The organism is Halomonas sp. DP8Y7-1 (genome assembly GCF_019801685.1).
In the GTDB taxonomy this organism is placed as follows: domain Bacteria; phylum Pseudomonadota; class Gammaproteobacteria; order Pseudomonadales; family Halomonadaceae; genus Halomonas; species Halomonas litopenaei_A.
Map to the genome: position 1 here is coordinate 191,528 of NZ_JAHVIN010000004.1, position 16,866 is coordinate 208,393.

Here is a 16,866-nt window from a genome sequence, read left to right on the forward strand (position 1 = left end):
CACACACCTTTCAGCCAACATAAAGTGAGAGCGATAAGATCAGATGGACACAGGCAACCTGCAAATTAGCGTCAGGAAAGGCGCTACTCAGAGCCGCGAAAATACGCCCCCTTCCAGAACGCCAACAGCGTCAACTTCGGCCGCTTTCCTATTTCAGGTAATCTGTCAGGGTTAGCGCCAGCTGTTCCTTCCAATGTGGCAGTCTCACTCCGAAGGTGCTCTCAGTACGGCGAAGACAAAGACGGGAGTTGGAAGGGCGCGTCGCCGCAGTGGGATATTCGCTTGTCGCAAGAGGCACCAGCGCCGCCTCATCTATCGCGAGCGGGATATTCGCCTCTCTCGCTAGACGAAAGATCTCTCGGGCAAAACCGTACCATGACACCTCTCCTCTTGGGGCTAGGTGAAACATTCCTGTTAGTTCCTGGTCATCCAGATATCGCTGCCAAGCCCATACCGTCATGTCCGCAATCAAACGGGCGGGTGTCGGTGAGCCTACTTGGTCATCAACGACAGATAGTGATTTACGCTCACGACCAAGTCTCAGCATGGTCTTCATGAAGTTGTTGCCCCTAGCGCTGTACACCCAGCTGGTACGGAATATCTGGCTTGCACAGCCACTGGCCTGCACCGCCTTGTCGCCTGCCAATTTGGACTGCCCGTAGTAGGACAAGGGTCCTGTCGGACTATCTTCCTTCCAGGAATGCTCTCCATCGCCTGGGTACACATAGTCGCTAGAGTAATGCGTCAGTAATATGTCTCGCTCGGCACAGTATTTGGCCAGACACGCTGGTAACCCAGCGTTGAGTCGAAAGGCAAGCTCGGTCTCGCTCTCTGCCTTATCCACTGCGGTGTACGCCGCGGCGTTTATCACCCACTGAGGATGATAATGGGATAGGTAGGCGCGCACCTGATCTATATCGGCGAGGTCGAGTTCGGGCCGGGAGGGTGCCTGCACGTCAGCATGAATCGCCAGAGCCTTGCGCAACTCGTGCCCTACCTGACCAGACGCTCCCAGCAACACTACGCTCATGACAATACACCCAGCCGCTCGGCGCGGTAACTTCCATCCTGGACTGCCTTCCACCATCGCTCATTGGCAAGATACCAGGAGACGGTCTTGCGCAAGCCTGATTCGAAGGTCTCGCGAGGTTCCCAGCCAAGCGTTCGCTGTATATAGGAGGCATCGATGGCATAGCGCCGGTCATGCCCTGGACGATCATTGACGTAGGTAATAAGGTCCCGATAGTGATGTGTTGACGGCGCCATCTCCATCAGAAGGTCGCAGAGCATGTGCACCACTTCCAGATTGGTTTTTTCGTTATGACCACCAATATTGTAGGTGTCACCCACTACTCCCTCCGTTGCCACCTGCACCAAGGCACGGGCGTGATCTTCCACATATAACCAGTCCCTCACCTGCCCTCCGTCACCGTAAACGGGCAAGGGACTTCCTTGTAGCGCTTTGAGAATCATCAACGGAATCAACTTCTCGGGAAAGTGGTAAGGGCCATAGTTGTTGGAGCAGTTAGTGATGATGCAGGGTAAGCCATAGGTACGTAGCCATGCTCGAACAAGATGATCTGATCCCGCTTTGCTAGCCGAGTAAGGTGAGCTGGGGGCGTAGGGGGTCTGCTCAGTAAAAAGGCTACCATCATCATCCAGGTCTCCGTACACCTCATCCGTAGAGATGTGATGAAAACGAAACCCCCTGGCCTTGTCTTCTTCGCTTTGCTTGGTGCGCTCCCAATACGCACGTGCCACCTCAAGCAGTGTCAGCGTTCCCACTACATTGGTCTGGATAAATTCCCGCGGACCATCAATGGATCTATCGACATGACTTTCCGCTGCCAGGTGCATGACAACATCCGGCTGATATTGTTCGAAAATTCTCGCCATGGCGTCATCATCACAAATGTCGGCGCGCTCAAAGGTGTAGCGAGCGTCATACGCCACGGAGGCGACAGAGGCCAAGTTCCCGGCATACGTCAACTTGTCGACATTGATGACGCGGTGAGAGGTATTAGCAATCAGCTCTCTGACTACGGCCGAACCGATAAAGCCAGCCCCCCCGGTTACAAGAAAGGTCTTGGTCATATAGCGCCTCTGGTAATCGTGCAAGTGATCGGCCCAGTGCCGTGGACAGCATCCTTTCAGGATGACCACTGCTAGCCGGGAGAAGAAGATAGTAGTGCGATTGAAGCTGGCCAGGCATAAGGGCCATCAAGATATGATTCAGTAACCGATTTAAAGGAGTCAGAGGTGTTAGTATTCCGTAGAGTTTGTTATGCGCCATGGCCAAGTTAATTCCTGGCCTTACGTTAGTCTCTATGATCCTGAACAATCATCCACAACATGCTAGCAATGAAAGCAATAAATATTGCTACGATAGAGAAGATTGAAAGATTATAGAGCCGTTCTGGCTGTGTCGCATATTCTGGTAGAAGTGGGCTCTGCAACACGCTCACTTGCTTCAACTTGCGAGCAGCCTCTATACGGGTCCCTTCCAAGGCAGTCAGTGCGCTCGAGTAGGTTTCCTGTGCAAATCTGGCACGCAACTCAAGCCGCTGATATTCAGATGATAGCCGGTTGAGAGAATCTCCTGTTGCTTTGGCCAGCCTTTCCTGCTCTCGATCGATCTGTTGCCGTAGCGCTGTGATTTCACTCTCTACTCTGACCATGTCTGCCGAGCGTTGGCTCGAGAAGCTGGCCAAGGCACTCCTCCGTGCCTGCATCCTGGCCAATTCACCTTCAAGACTTGCGACAACCTGATTCAGGCTGTCAACCGTTGATGTCGGGGATACCAGTCCATGTGTATTCTGATAATCGAGTAGATCTTCTCGACTCTGATCAAGCCTCAGAGAAAGACGTTCAACCTGCACTTCAAGAAACCTTACCTGTTCTTCAGCGAGCCGTTGCCCGATTTCATTCATATGCGACTCGCCTGCCTCGAGCAGAAGGGACGTTAGCCGCTGAGCAAACTCAGGAGTAAACGCTTGTACTTCAATCTTTAGAACACCTGCATAGTCATCGAGTGACACGCGCACACGCTTTAAATAGTACTCGTGCATGTCTTCTATCGGTGCGTCCGCGTTCCATAACCTTGCTGGAAAATCTCCATGTTTACTGTAGTGGGAACGTAAATCTAACTGTCTGTCCGCCAATTTTAGCATATCGACAGAGAGTAAATACTCTCTCAAAAGCAGCATATCGCTGTCGACATTCGCGCCGGCCAGAAGACTTGAGAAACTAAACGTTTCAGGCGCAATTTGCGGACTTTCCAGTACCACAACGGCTTCAGAAACATAGCGATCCTCAGCCCATACAAGCCAGTAGAACGACATGAACAGAATCGCTAAAGAAACCACAAACCAGTGTGGGCGTCCCATCAACCATCGCAACATTGTATTTGTTCCTTGGTGGCGATACCCCGGCGGATGCTATCCATGGGGCCTATCATCATGGTGATGTTCCATGACGTTGATGTGCCGGGTCCCTTGCCTGAATCGCTCGGCGAACTTCGTGCAGACGGTCCCGCGCGATATTGCGACGTAGGACTAAGCTTTCATGCAACTTTCCGTCAGGCTGAACATCGCCAGCCGTGGCAGAGCCCCCAAACTCGTCCAGGCGTGCCTGCCAGCGCATCATTGTATGGCGCCGCCGCCTCAGCAGCCTTCTCAACGCATCAAGAGGCATTTGGTCAAGCCCTTCCGTCGGCTTAGGGGAACGGAATGATGCCACCTTATCATCGGCGGGCTGACGCTCGGGGTGTTGCTGTTCGGCGTCCGGTAGAGACGTCTCAGGACCAGCAATAGCGGTTGACGATTCTGATAGGCCTGGAGCCACTTGAGGAAACATGGCCGTTTCAGTGAGGTTAGTGGTCGTACGTGACCCAAGTACCTGATCGCTGTCACGATGGTACACGGCGATAGCATCATTAATGTCATCGAACCAGAAGGCCTGGCCTTCCTTCAAATAGATCCCAGCCTGGCAGAGTTCTCGCAATATGCCCTCGCTGTGAGAGACCATGATCAGGCTTGATCGGCCTACACGTTCCTTGAAGGCTTGAGTGGCTTTGGCCCTGAAGGCACGATCACCTACGGATGTGGCCTCATCCGACAAATAGACATCAAAGTCGAATGCGAGCGAAAGACCAAAGTTGAGCCGGGAACGCATACCACTTGAATAGGTACGGATTGGCTCATCAAAGGCTTCGCCAAGCTCGGCAAATGTCGCCACGCGCCGGATAACCTCACTGACATCCCTGCCAGCCCCATGAATGCGCGCTACAAACTTGACGTTCTGGCGCCCAGTCAAGCTTCCCTGAAAACCGCCCGCCAGTCCCATCGGCCAGGACACCCTGACGTGACGCCGGATGCGTCCACGTTCTGCGGTATCCATTCCCGCAATCAGTCTAAGCAACGTCGACTTTCCTGCGCCGTTTCGCCCCAGCACACCCACACTGACCCCTGCCGGAATCGTCAGATGGATGTCCCTCAGCACCCAGTCCCTGACCAAGTGATGGTGATATCGCTTATACAGATGCTCTATTTCTATCATGGCGTCGTAGTCAATGCGCCATCAGACGGTGCTTAAAACGAAGGTGCAATATCAACCCAAGTGACATCAATGTCAGGGTCACCAGCCAGAAATATACTGCGCTGCCCCCCGCCACCGGCCAGTAGGAAACGAAAAAACCTTTTCTTAGATGTTCTAACCCATGTACCACAGGATTCAGTAACAAATACTGTTGCGCCCAATGGGGAGCCACCTGAATCGGAAAAATGACGCCAGACAGGATCAGCATCGGCATCATTGCCATTCTTAGAACAATGGCGACTTCAGCCACCAAGGTGGCTAGCACTGATACGATCAGCCCCAGTGCTAGCCCCAGCACCCACAGCGCCAGCCACCAGGATAGTGCTATCAGCGCATCATCCGGGGCCATAGCATCGACCTTAAGCAGCAGGCCACCTACAATAAAGAGGAGGAATATAAAAGACCGTAATAGCCCTTCTAACCCCACCCTTACCATCACAGGATCTATAGGTACTACTTGCCGATAGGCAAACAAGGCCTGATTCGCCCCGATAGCTCCCATGCCCCTGATCATGCCCTCTCTCACAAGAAAGAAACCCATCAACCCAACGACCATCCAGGGCAAAAAAGGGGCACCTATTATCAAACTGTCCGCATGTACAAAACTACGGATGGCAACCATGATAAGCGTGAAAAGAATGGGCTCTGCCACCATCCAGAACCAACCCATACGGTCCGTCATGGTGCGGGCTATCGCTTCCCGCAGGAACAGCGCATACCACACGCTGCGGGTCACCACCCAGGGATGACGCGTTGCCGCACGACTCATGCCGGTATTCTCCTCCAGGTCCGCTGCCACTCTACAGATCGACCGCTACCTTGGTAGCCACGGCAATCTGGTAGAGAATCTGCGTCAGGCTCGTCGCCAGCTGGAGATTCTTGGTCGGTACCTTGGGCATCACCAGAATTTCATCTCCAGGCTGGAGCGCGACATCATCCGCATTTCGCACAGCGCCGTTCTGCCTCACCACCAGAATATGGTCGTCATCCCCCCTCTGCGTCAGCCCGCCTGCAGCCTCAAGATAATGATCAAGCCCAGCTCCCGTCTGAAAGACCATCGCCTGGGGAACGACGACTTCACCACTGATCAGCACCGAGTCAGACGCCTCGGGCAGGGTTACCACATCCCCATCCTGCAACCTGATGTCCGCAACCCCTTGATCACTTGCCACCACGAGCCGCCCACTAGGCTCCAGCTGACGGGCACGAGCTACGAAGGTCTGAATCAACTCAGCCTCACGAACACGGATCTGCGCTTCCTCGTCAGTAGCGGATGATGCCCCGAGATAGGTTGTTTCCAGACGACGCAGGCTATCTTCCAATGCCTGCTTCTGCTGGAGAGCGACACTTTCTCGGCGAATCGAGACATTGCCACTGGCAGACAGGTTTCGCTGAACGGCGACCGCATCCAGCAACTCACCCAAGCGAGCGTCGATAGGGAGAGCAAATCGAGACGGCCCCATAAAGCTCCCTTCCAACGTCACCACAATGGTGTCTTCCTGATGGTCAGCGCTGAAGATGACCTCATCGCCGGGCCTGATCTGGCGGCCCGCAAACTCCGCCAGGGTCAGATACGTCGCCATCGGGCCGGTCGCTCTCTGTCCCCTGAGTAGAGCGTGTGATACCCCACTTTTCAGGCGCGCCAAAGTGACCAGCTCACTACCACTCAACTGGTTCGTCAACAGCTCGTAGCGATAGGCACGCTCCACGTCTCCCGTTACCGCAATCGACGGCCCGCGCTCCTCCACCACGATGGTGTCGCCATCGCGGAGCTGGGGCCGAGCAATACTGCCGTCCAGGAGAAACCGATAAAGGTCGAAGCTGGCTAAGTGCTGCCCTTGGCGCATCAGCTTGACCCGACGATAGCTGCCAAGAGCGTTATCGATGCCGCCGGCCTGATCAAGAAAGTACAGGATCGAGTCTGATGGAGTGCCTGCGTAGCGACCCGGGCTATGAACGTAGCCGGTCACATAGACGCCCACGGGCTGGACGCCCTGAAGATTGGTGTAGACCTGCACATTGTCGGGATAGATGTTCTGAATGGCAGCCCGCACCCTGGCATCCAGCTCACCATGACTCAAGCCTTGCACCGCAAGCGGCCCTATCGAGGGCAGAAAGATATTGCCCTGCGCGTCCACAGGTATCACGCGATCAAACTCTACCGCCCCCCATGCCCTCAATGTCACCTGGTCACCGGGCTTGATCCGGTAGTCGCGATTCAAGCCGTCCGCCATAGTGCCGCGGAATCCTCCCGCGAAAAGGTTGTCGCCAAAGGGCGGCAACAGGTCAACGCTAGGTGTTGTACTGGAGATAGACGAAGAAGCCACAGGCCCATAGCGATCGTTGTGCCAGTTTGTGCGGGGCCGGTCGTCGATCGCCTCAACACCTTCCTGCCGTTGAGCGCCTGGCAGAATGTCATCCGGCAGCACCAGGCTCTGTGCCATGGCAGCGATCGGCAACATAATGAGCCACACCATCACCACGAGAGCCATGGTGTATTTCAGCGAGCAGAGCCCGGCTCGACAGCTCTCACTGTCGCCGTCCGCTTCTGCTACTTCAGATCTATTACCCAGCTTGCGTCCCTCGCTCGTACCGTCCATGTACGCCATCACCAGGTCTCCGCTCCGTTAAACAGCGCTGTCACCAATCGATCACTGGTCCAGTTACCTTGCTCACCCCGGCAGGCCACCGCCACCATTCGCTCTGCGTTGGCGCGTCGTATCGTGAGATGACGGCAGATTCGCCGACTCGCAGCAAAGTAGGGGGCATCTGCCTGTACCTCGGCATTGGCTCCCCAGGGGCTGCTCGGCAAGACCGTGACGCTACCCGCACTAGCGTCTGTCAGAAACCGTGCCAGCGATGCATCTAACGACCGCCCAGTCGGTGTAGCCATAATGCTGGCGTCCACACGGGTCGGCGCCATAGGCGAATGAGTACATCCCCCCAGGGTCCACAGCAACAGCAGTGCTAAGGCAGACAGTCGTATCTGACTGCGCTGGTGCACTGCCCTGCTGGCAGCGCTTATTGCTCTTCCTGCCCCCACCCCTACTTTCATCCCTTTCGCATCCATCGCATCTACCTTTCGTCCCCTGCATTGTCCGGCCATGCTTCTGAGCTCGCGATAATCTCGCTTTCTGTGGTATATCTGCACAAACAGGAAAGCGTGTTTAACAGAAATGTATAACCCCGACATCACCGTGACAAAAACACTGAGATTGTCTCGCCAAATGGCTTTAGGTAGACGCTTACATATACTTCAGTAACTTCGCAATAATGTCCTTCTCGCTCATCTTCTCAGTATCCACAACGATTTCGGCATCGACGGGTGCTTCGTAGGGGCTGTTGATGCCAGTGAAATCGGCAATTTTTCCCTCTCTTGCCTTTTGATACAGTCCCTTAGGGTCTCTTTTCTCACACACATCCAGGGGCGTGTCCACGAACACTTCTACAAAACCATCCTGATCGAACAGGGCTCTAGCGGCTTCTCTGTCTGCGCGAAAAGGTGAAATAAACGCCGTTATCACAATGACGCCGGATTCTGCGAAGAGACGTGCTACTTCACCGACTCTCCGAATATTTTCTGCTCTATCTCTCTCATTCATCCCGAGATCTTTGCACAGCCCGTGACGGATATTGTCTCCATCGAGAATCATGGTGTGATAGCCACGTCGATTCAGTTCGACTTCCAGAGCATTCGCCAATGTGGACTTGCCGGAGCCAGATAGACCGGTGAACCAGACACATCGGCCAGCATGCCCATTGGTTCGCTCACGCATGGCCTTGGTGACCGTGGTGCGGTTCCAGACCACGCTGGCTTTGCTGTCATGATTGCGAAACTCATACGGCAGTTCGCTATCCACAGGGCTATGAATCATGCCTGCACCAACGGTCAGGTTGGTGAGCCGATCAATCAGTATGAAAGACCCGGTGCCCGGGTAGCGGCGGTAGTCATCTACTGGCACCTCGGCTGTCAGCTCCAGGCGGCAGCGCGCAATGGCATTGAGATCGAGCTGTACACCATGTCTTTGCTCCAAGGTGTTGACGTCGATCAGGTAATCAATGGCCACTACCTTCCCGGCCAGGTCTCGCGTAGCCAGCTTGATGTCGTAGAGCTTGCCGGGTTCCAACGGCGTTTCATGCATCCAGACGATATCGGCTTCGAAACCATCGCATAGCGTCACAGGGTCATCGGCAGCTACGATCCAGTCTCCTCGCGAGACATCGATGTCGCCAGCCAGAGTGACCATGATGGCCTGCCCCGGAAACGCAGCCTCGAGATCCCCATCCATGGTAACGATTCGCTTCACCTGGCTCGTGGTGCCCCGGGGCAGGACTCTGATCGTGGCACCTGCCGTCAAGATCCCGGACGTCAGCGTGCCGGCATAACCGCGAAAGTCCAGGTTAGGACGACTGACGAACTGCACGGGCAAGCGCAGGTCACGCAAGTTCTGGTCATGCTGCAATTCCACCGTTTCCAGCAGCTCCAGTAGGCTCGGCCCGTCGTACCAGGGCATCTCGCTACTTGGCTCCACCACATTGTCACCCTTGAGCGCTGAAATCGGCATAAAGCGGATATCCCGAGCGCTGACGCGATCGACAACTGACTGATATTGTTCAACGATCTCTTGATAGCGCCGCTGGTCGTAGCCCACCAGATCCATCTTGTTGATCGCTACCACCAGATGTTGAATACCTAGCAGGTCACAGATGAAGCTATGGCGCCGTGTCTGGGTCTGCACACCATGTCGCGCATCTATCAGGATAATGGCAAGACTTGCCGTCGACGCCCCAGTCGCCATGTTGCGGGTGTACTGCTCGTGCCCAGGCGTATCAGCAATGATGAACTTGCGCCGGTCGGTGGAGAAAAACCGGTATGCCACATCAATCGTAATCCCTTGCTCTCGCTCGGACTGCAGTCCATCGACAAGCAGCGCAAGGTCGACCTCATCCCCCGTCGTCCCACTCGTCCGAGAGGCCTGAGTGATGGCCGCCAACTGATCCTCATAGATCATCTTCGAGTCATGCAGCAGGCGGCCGATCAGGGTCGACTTGCCATCGTCCACGCTACCGCAGGTGATAAACCGCAGCAGGTCCTTGTTCTCATGCTCGTGAAGATAGCGCTCGATATCGCTGGCAATCAGCTCGGACTGGTGAGACATGCAGAATTCCTGTTGAAAGAGAGGATGCCGCCATGCAAAACGGCCGGCGGGTAAACTCAGCAGCAACGCTGTCCAGGCAGAGCCAACATCCACGGGTTGAGCACCGCGCCCTGGTGCGAGGTGTCGCTATCTCTACGCATGCAACCTGGAGGCCGCCGTTTAAGCGCCCTATTTCTGCTGCTAAGTAGGCTCGTTGCTAGGACGTGATGTCAGAAGTAGCCTTCGCGCTTCTTCTTCTCCATCGATCCAGCCTGGTCATGGTCGATGGCGCGACCACTTCGCTCGCTGGTGCGAGTCAGCAGCATTTCCTGAATGATCTCGGGTAGCGTCGAGGCCCGTGACTCGACCGCACCGGTCAGCGGGTAGCACCCCAGGGTGCGAAAACGTACCCAGCGCTGTTGAGGAACTTCATCGTGAGCCAGGGGGAGGCGTTCATCGTCCACCATGATCTGCATTCCGTCTCTGTCGACCACCGGGCGTGGCGCAGCGAAGTACAGCGGAACGATGGGAATTGATTCGAGGTGGATGTACTGCCAGATATCCAGCTCGGTCCAGTTGGAGAGAGGAAATACGCGAATCGACTCACCCTTGTTGATCTTGGCGTTGTACAGACTCCATAGCTCGGGACGTTGGCTCTTGGGCTCCCAGCGATGGTGGCGGTCACGAAAGGAAAAGATGCGTTCCTTGGCACGGCTGGCTTCTTCATCACGCCTAGCACCACCGAAAGCAGCATCGAAACCATGCTGGTCCAACGCTTGCTTGAGTGCAGCGGTCTTCATCACATCGGTGTACTTGGCACTGCCATGGTCAAACGGGTTAATGTTGGCAGCGACGCCTTCCTCATTGATGTGTTCGATAAGCTGCATGCCAGACTGCTTGGCCATGAGATCCCGGAAGGCAATCATCTCCCGAAACTTCCAGGTCGTGTTGACGTGCATGAGGGGAAACGGAGGCGTCCCGGGAAAGAACGCCTTGCGAGCCAGATGCAGCATCACCGACGAGTCCTTGCCAATCGAGTACAGCATGACGGGCCGCCGAAACTCGGCCGCCACCTCTCGGATGATATGGATCGACTCAGCCTCGAGTTGTCTCAGGTGAGTCTGCCTGTCGGGTGCTAGATCCATGGAAGCTAATCCTCAAGAAAATAAGGGCCGGCCTATGCCCGCCAGAAATACGGTCGTAAAGGGGCATCAGCAAGGCGATGAGAGATGAGAGATGGCATCGGAAGTACAGGGGAACGGTTCGGCCATGGCGCGTCGGCGAGACAGCTGGGGTGAAGGTGGGGGACCGGCTGCCATAGCAAGAGGAGAAGTGTCAGAAGCCTCCAGGTCGAAAGAGCAGGACCGGCGGAGACACCGCCAGGAGCCTGAGGCGGCATGGAAACAGCAGGTCCGTGAACGCCATGCCAAGGTACCCTGCCAAGCCGTCTTTTTCTGACCCTGTTTTCTGACCCTGTCTTCTGGACCTTACCCAACTGCAACAACTGCGGCCCTTATCTTGGTGCCTGTGTGATGGCGCCTTGAGTGTTAGGGCTTATGTGTTAACGCGTCGTTGCCAGACTCTGACGTGCCGATGGGACGATATATACGTGAACAATGCTAAAAGCACGCTACCGCCCCGGGGATGTCACGGACGTTTCCCCTCGCCCACTTCAGTGCCCAACAGCACTTTCTGCACATTTTTTCTGTTACGCGGCTCTTCATACACTTTGAAACAAAAGAACCGTCTTACGTTACAACCGAGGATGTTAATGATCTTGTCTGTCATCATCCAGCCAACCCTGCCACTCACTACGAAAATAAAACGACTTCGGCATAATGAGTAATCCAACGACATACAATTATGCCGATACAAATAAACCCAGACTTCACGTCCCGACAACGCAGGCTACCCGGCACCGACAAGCGCATGAAAAACGACAAAAAATATACGAAAAAACAATGAGATATAAAAAATCAAGAAAGATAAAACCTCGCAAAAGCAAAGTAAGCGTCTTATTTCCTACGACTGTTGTACAGACAACAACCTCAGCGCTTTGCTGAATAAAACTCAGCCATGGCGGTGGCTAAGAGTACGGCGTAATGGAGCGGGAAAAGTAAGTACGGTTTATGCGAAGATTATTATGCAAAGCTGGCGGGCAATTAAAAAAACCACGTCACGATACTAATATTTTAACGAGATTGGATTAATATATTAATTTCTATAATTTTAAAAAAACCGTTCATCCCCTCGTCCTTAAGGACAATCCTCGGACACACATTGGCTCTACGGCATTAAACGTAGGAAGTCGACGAAAGTCAGGCGCCAATGAGCAGGGGAAGCATGGAAGGGCCGCAGCCTCGATCGGCAAGCGCGAAATGACATCGACACGATATCGACACAACAGACCTTTAGTACCTACATTTCTCATTCCCCCTGTGCACTTAGCCGTAAACCCGAGTCCTGAATGACCATCCCCTACGCCGGCGGCGGTGCGCCATCGACACTCAGCCCTATGCCTCAGTCACAAGTACGATGCCCATCGCTCCCCTGGCCTGGCGACGAACCCAGATGACCAGGAAAGCGACGGGCACGCTGGCCAATCATTCTCAGAGCACTGCGCCCTTAGAACAGCCCCCCTCGGAATAGGCGCTTCGTATCTGCATCGCTCCTCCGTACGGTTGTCGGGGGGCTGTACTCAAGGGTTAGACGGCCGTAGCAGCGGAGCCACTAGTGGACGACGACAGATCAGGCATATGCGCCGGCGATGGCCCTCTGGTCTGGGTCAAGGTCGCGGGTGTCCCCAGGGTAAATCCCGAGACGAGCTGACCCAGCCGGTCTGCCTGCTCCAGCAGACGTTCGGTGGCAGCAGTGGACTCTTCGACCAGGCTGGCATTCTGCTGAGACATACGATCCAGCTCAGCGACGGCGATGTTGACCTGAGCGATGCCCTCGCTCTGCTCATCGGCAGCCACGCTGATTTCGTCAAGACTCAAGGCGACGCGCCCCACCTGGTGAACGATTTCGTCCATGGTCTGGCCGGCCCGACGCACCAGTTCCGTGCCACTGGCGACTCGCTCGCCGGACGTCTCAATCAGTCCACGAATTTCTCGTGACGCATCGGCTGAGCGAGTGGCGAGCTGGCGTACCTCGCTTGCCACAACGGCGAAGCCGCGCCCATGCTCACCCGCTCGCGCGGCCTCTACCGATGCATTCAGCGCCAGCAAGTTGGTCTGAAAGGCGATCCCATCCATGACCTTGACGATGGCGCCGATCTGGCTTGACGACTCGGTGATGGACTCCATGGTTGTCACCACCTCAGCGACTACCTCACCGCCCTTCTCGGCCACTCCGGACGCTTCACCCGACTGGCGCCGAGCCTCCCGGGATGATGCTGCGGTGTGCGCCACGGTACTGGTGATTTCTTCGATGGATGCCGACGTCTGCTGCAAGCTCGAGGCCGTCGACTCGCTGCGTCGTGACAGGTCCTGACCGCCTAGCGCAATCTCGCCTGCGGCCACGCGCACGGACTCGCTGCTTTCGCGAATGGTGACCATCACCGCCTCCATGCGCGACACAAATCGATTGAAGGCGGCCGCAATCTGCGCCACTTCGTCCTTGCCACTTTCAGGCAGGCGTCGGGTCAGGTCGCCATGGCCGCTGGCCACATTCACCATGGCATCCCTGGCGGTGGACAGCCGCTTGAGCGCGAAGCGAAGCAGCACACCCAGCACCAGCAGTGCCACCAGGCCAACGATCAGCAGCGTCCAGATCGACGCCTGTGTCACCTGGGCGAGACTGGCACCGGCTTCCTGGCTATCCAGGGCGATCACCAACTGCCAATCCGTGCCATCAATGGACGTGGCGTACAGCTTGCGCAGACGCTCATCGATCTCGACCTCGATCGGCGACTGCTGTTCACTCAGGCGGACCAGGAAGTCTGGCGTGAGGCGCTCGGCAAGCTCGCTGGCCGGGACCAGGCTAAGCGACGCGTCGGGATGTGCGACCAGCTTGCCGTCTCCATCCACCAGAAAGGCAAAGCTGTTAGGCGTGGGGGCGATCCCCTTCACGACATCGATCACGCTGTCGATCATGATATCCCCACCCGCTACCGCTTCCAGGCTCCCCTGACGATAGAAAGGTGTGGCGAAGGTCACCACCAGCTTACCGCTATCAGCATCCTTGTAAGGAGGTGTCACCACCGTGGACTCCGCGGCCACTGCCTGGAGGTACCAGGGGCGTTGCCGCGGATCATAGTCCGCGGGCGCTTGCCAGCCATCTGAAAATACTGCTTCGCCACTTGATTGGTGGGCCATATAGGTTGCGTAGAACCCACCCCCTGCCTGAAGCTGCAGTAGCGCGCTCATCGGATCCGCTACGGCCACCGCTGGCGCCAACGCCTCGAGCTGCCGGCCATGACCGATGACCCATTCGTCGATGGCGGCTTTGTTGCCCTCGGCAACAGACGCCAGCTGCTCACCGACCTGGCGCTCCTGATGATGCTGAAGAATGCTGAAGTTCACTAGGCCGTTGATCACTAGGGCCGCCAGGATGACGGCCACGGTGGTCAACAGGAGCCGAAATCTCAATGAATGAATCATGTCGCTCTCTGTCAGGGGGGTGGGCCTCGCGTGAGCGAGGTCGACAGAAAGCTCTATCGGCTATTTCACACTCACCTTTAATCAACGCAGGTAAGGTCTATTAACGGCCTAGCAGGCCGGTTCATCACGACCCCCATGAGCATTCGCCCTTTGAAGACGGCCCCTTGGAGCACGCCCCCCGGAGCATGCCCCCTTGAGGCCGTTCCTGTACCAGCACCCAGGTCATGCACTTCCAATGCCCTGGGACTTGAGTGCTTGCTGACGCTTGAACAGCGGCAGCCACCGGCGTTGTGTTCTTGCCGCTGACGTCGGCGGGGCCAGGGAGGAAGGCTCATCGTCGAGATGCGTGCAGGTGTCTGGAAGGCGCATGTGAGCATTGGCCTCGGTCAACGCAACAGCCGTCTGCGTCAGGCGCTCGGCCTCTTGCCTGGAGCGCCGGACCATGTCGGCATTGCGTTGGGTCACGCTGTCGATGTCGGCCATCGCCTGGGTGAGCTGATCCAGGCCCTGATGCTGCTCGCCAGCCGCCTGTTCGAGTTCCACCATGCGTGCCCCCAGCTCGACGATGGCACCGGCGATACCTTGAATGGACGCATCAGCGTCACGGGACTGCCGGGCGCCGACTGCCACACTGGCACTGGAGGCCCCGGTCAGATCACGAATTTCGCCCGCAGCCTCCGCACTGCGCGCTGCCAGACTGCGCACCTCTGCCGCCACCACGGCAAATCCACGACCGTGTTCCCCGGCTCGAGCGGCCTCGACCGACGCATTGAGGGCCAGCAGGTTGGTCTGGAAGGCAATATCATCGATCAGCTTGACCATCGCCTGAACCTGGTCCGCGTGACGCTGAATCTCGGCCATGGCCGTTGCCACCGCGGCAACTCCTTCACTGCCGCTGGCAGCACGCTGCCCCACGTCATCGGCCAGGCGATTGGCCTCACCGAGATGGGCCACCGTCTGCGCCACGGTCGCCGTCAACTGCTCCAGGCTGGCGACCGTCTGCTCCAGGGCCGCCGCCTGCTGCTGGGTGCGACGGGACAGCTCACGGCCATCATCCTGCATGCGTTCGGCGTTGTGGCGGAGGCTGTCGCTGGTCTCACGCATGTCACGCACGTTCTTCACCAAGGCCAGACGCAGTGACTCAACGCCTTGGTACAACTGCCCTACCTCGTTGTTGCCCCGGTCTGGCAGTGGCCGCTCGAGCTGCCCCTGAGCCAAAGCCTCAAAGTGGCGCAGCAACGCCTTGAGCGGCTGAAGAACGTGACGTCTCACGCCAAAGGCCAGCAACACAGACACCAGCAGTGACAGCCCCAGCGTCGCGGCCAGCGCCATGTTCATGCTGTCCGCCAGGTGGCGAAAGCCCGCTGCAAGCCGCGCCTCCTGGGCCAGCGCCTCGGCCGAAAAGGCCTCCACACCCTCCACGAAATCGTGGCTCATGGCCGTCAGGCGGGACTGCCCCGCATCGTAGCCCCCCAGGTCGCCCTCCTTGAGCAGCATCAATTGCAGCTCAAGGCCGGTACCGACCAGCGAGCGAAAGTGCTGTTCCAGCGTTGACCTGTTGCTCGACAGGGCCTCACTGGCGTCCGACGCCATAAAATCGTCAAAGGCCAGCTTGGCATCCGTCAGCAGCGCCTCGGCCGCTTCGATGACCGGCCCCGGACGATCGAAGGAAGGGACCCGCGTCAGCCGCGCCGCCCGGTCCATCTCTACGCGTGAGCGAAAGACCTGGGTCTGAGCCAGGTTGAGCAGCCGAAATTGCTCGACATGCTCCTCTCGCATCGTGTCGAAGGCTTCACGGCCTTGTTGGTTGGCATACAGGCCAAGCCCACCAAGGCCCGCCATAAGGAAAAAGAACAGCGCCAGCACCAGCAGGCCGCCGGTGCGGATGGAAAGAAAGCGAAGAGGCGTCATCGGAGCAAGGTTCCCTGGTTGTCCCGTTTCTTGAGCGAAGGGGTGCGGCAGGAATACCAGCTATTGATGACAAGACTGTGTCGAAACGGGACTCGGCGCCCAAGGTAATGGCCTACGGCTCACGCACAGCCTGCCTCGCGCCCAGGCGCCTCTCGGGCTGGGGATAGGGCTGGGGATAGGGCTGGTAAGAGGCCAGCCTAGACTTGCATGTTCATGACGTCCCGATAGGCCGATACCAGGCGGTTGCGCACCTGCTGGCCCATCTGGAAAGCCACGCTGGCCTTCTGCATGTCGACCATCACATCGTTGAGCTCGACGCCCGGAACGCCAGCCTGAAAGGCCTTGGCCTGGGTGTCGGCCGTCTCCTTCAACTCATTGATGCGCTGTATCGAGGACTTGAGTGCATCGGCGAAGCCGCCGTCGGCTTCGGCCCCATCGCGCACGCCTGGAGGCTGTGACGCAGAAACCTGACCGGCATCACGGGCCATGGTGGCCATCTGGGCCAGAGCCGATTGCATCGCGGGTGTCGACATGTGAAGTCCTGGTGCTCGTTAGTCTGCAGGGAGTTCCCCGATCGTCGCAGGCAAGCCTACCAAGTCTTGCGTCCTGCTCATCGCCGT

12 protein-coding genes are annotated in these 16,866 nt (G+C 57.0%); all 12 read right to left on the bottom strand.

Translation table 11 applies throughout. From position 1 onward, the window contains the following. Positions 1-148 precede the first annotated feature (148 nt). Positions 149-1,030 carry a dTDP-4-dehydrorhamnose reductase gene (rfbD, locus tag KUV41_RS05405; RefSeq protein ID WP_222484074.1) on the bottom strand — a complete coding sequence of 294 codons (882 nt, stop codon included), beginning with the start codon at positions 1,028-1,030 and terminating at the stop codon, positions 149-151. Beyond that, complete coding sequence (gene rfbB, locus KUV41_RS05410; RefSeq protein WP_222484803.1) at positions 1,027-2,094, bottom strand: dTDP-glucose 4,6-dehydratase; 1,068 nt, start codon at positions 2,092-2,094, stop codon at positions 1,027-1,029. Before rfbB ends, rfbD begins: the two co-directional genes overlap by 4 nt. A 224-nt stretch (positions 2,095-2,318) precedes the next feature. Beyond that, positions 2,319-3,401, bottom strand: coding sequence for a chain-length determining protein (locus KUV41_RS05415; protein ID WP_222484078.1), 1,083 nt, complete (start codon positions 3,399-3,401; stop codon positions 2,319-2,321). A gap of 55 nt (positions 3,402-3,456) precedes the next feature. Next, complete coding sequence (locus KUV41_RS05420) at positions 3,457-4,557, bottom strand: ABC transporter ATP-binding protein (protein ID WP_222484805.1); 1,101 nt, start codon at positions 4,555-4,557, stop codon at positions 3,457-3,459. Between the two features lie 10 nt (positions 4,558-4,567). After that, entirely contained in the window at positions 4,568-5,365 is a 798-nt protein-coding gene (locus tag KUV41_RS05425) for an ABC transporter permease (RefSeq protein ID WP_222484807.1), read from the bottom strand. A gap of 31 nt (positions 5,366-5,396) precedes the next feature. Continuing rightward, positions 5,397-7,058 (bottom strand): polysaccharide biosynthesis/export family protein, encoded by a 1,662-nt coding sequence (locus KUV41_RS05430; protein ID WP_261395923.1) that lies wholly within the window; start codon positions 7,056-7,058, stop codon positions 5,397-5,399. 146 nt (positions 7,059-7,204) lie between these two features. Beyond that, positions 7,205-7,489 (bottom strand): DVU3141 family protein, encoded by a 285-nt coding sequence (locus tag KUV41_RS05435; RefSeq protein ID WP_222484087.1) that lies wholly within the window; start codon positions 7,487-7,489, stop codon positions 7,205-7,207. 352 nt (positions 7,490-7,841) lie between these two features. Next, entirely contained in the window at positions 7,842-9,848 is a 2,007-nt protein-coding gene (cysN, locus tag KUV41_RS05440; protein WP_409995784.1) for a sulfate adenylyltransferase subunit CysN, read from the bottom strand. Positions 9,849-9,964: 116 nt separating this feature from the next. After that, entirely contained in the window at positions 9,965-10,879 is a 915-nt protein-coding gene (gene cysD, locus KUV41_RS05445; RefSeq protein WP_206943683.1) for a sulfate adenylyltransferase subunit CysD, read from the bottom strand. Between the two features lie 1,560 nt (positions 10,880-12,439). After that, positions 12,440-14,335 carry a methyl-accepting chemotaxis protein gene (locus KUV41_RS05450; RefSeq protein ID WP_222484091.1) on the bottom strand — a complete coding sequence of 632 codons (1,896 nt, stop codon included), beginning with the start codon at positions 14,333-14,335 and terminating at the stop codon, positions 12,440-12,442. Between the two features lie 222 nt (positions 14,336-14,557). Further along, entirely contained in the window at positions 14,558-16,246 is a 1,689-nt protein-coding gene (locus KUV41_RS05455; RefSeq protein WP_222484815.1) for a methyl-accepting chemotaxis protein, read from the bottom strand. A gap of 197 nt (positions 16,247-16,443) precedes the next feature. Continuing rightward, entirely contained in the window at positions 16,444-16,779 is a 336-nt protein-coding gene (gene fliE / locus KUV41_RS05460; RefSeq protein WP_206943677.1) for a flagellar hook-basal body complex protein FliE, read from the bottom strand. Positions 16,780-16,866 lie beyond the last annotated feature (87 nt).

Excerpts from the sequence above, each read along its gene's own strand:
- rfbD (WP_222484074.1), bottom strand. The coding sequence starts at position 1,030 with ATGAGCGTAGTGTTGCTGGGAGCGTCTGGTCAGGTAGGGCACGAGTTG.
- rfbB (WP_222484803.1), bottom strand. The coding sequence starts at position 2,094 with ATGACCAAGACCTTTCTTGTAACCGGGGGGGCTGGCTTTATCGGTTCG.
- KUV41_RS05415 (WP_222484078.1), bottom strand. The coding sequence starts at position 3,401 with ATGTTGCGATGGTTGATGGGACGCCCACACTGGTTTGTGGTTTCTTTA.
- KUV41_RS05420 (WP_222484805.1), bottom strand. The coding sequence starts at position 4,557 with ATGATAGAAATAGAGCATCTGTATAAGCGATATCACCATCACTTGGTC.
- KUV41_RS05425 (WP_222484807.1), bottom strand. The coding sequence starts at position 5,365 with ATGAGTCGTGCGGCAACGCGTCATCCCTGGGTGGTGACCCGCAGCGTG.
- KUV41_RS05430 (WP_261395923.1), bottom strand. The coding sequence starts at position 7,058 with ATGTTGCCGATCGCTGCCATGGCACAGAGCCTGGTGCTGCCGGATGAC.
- KUV41_RS05435 (WP_222484087.1), bottom strand. The coding sequence starts at position 7,489 with ATGGCTACACCGACTGGGCGGTCGTTAGATGCATCGCTGGCACGGTTT.
- cysD (WP_206943683.1), bottom strand. The coding sequence starts at position 10,879 with ATGGATCTAGCACCCGACAGGCAGACTCACCTGAGACAACTCGAGGCT.
- KUV41_RS05450 (WP_222484091.1), bottom strand. The coding sequence starts at position 14,335 with ATGATTCATTCATTGAGATTTCGGCTCCTGTTGACCACCGTGGCCGTC.
- KUV41_RS05455 (WP_222484815.1), bottom strand. The coding sequence starts at position 16,246 with ATGACGCCTCTTCGCTTTCTTTCCATCCGCACCGGCGGCCTGCTGGTG.
- fliE (WP_206943677.1), bottom strand. The coding sequence starts at position 16,779 with ATGTCGACACCCGCGATGCAATCGGCTCTGGCCCAGATGGCCACCATG.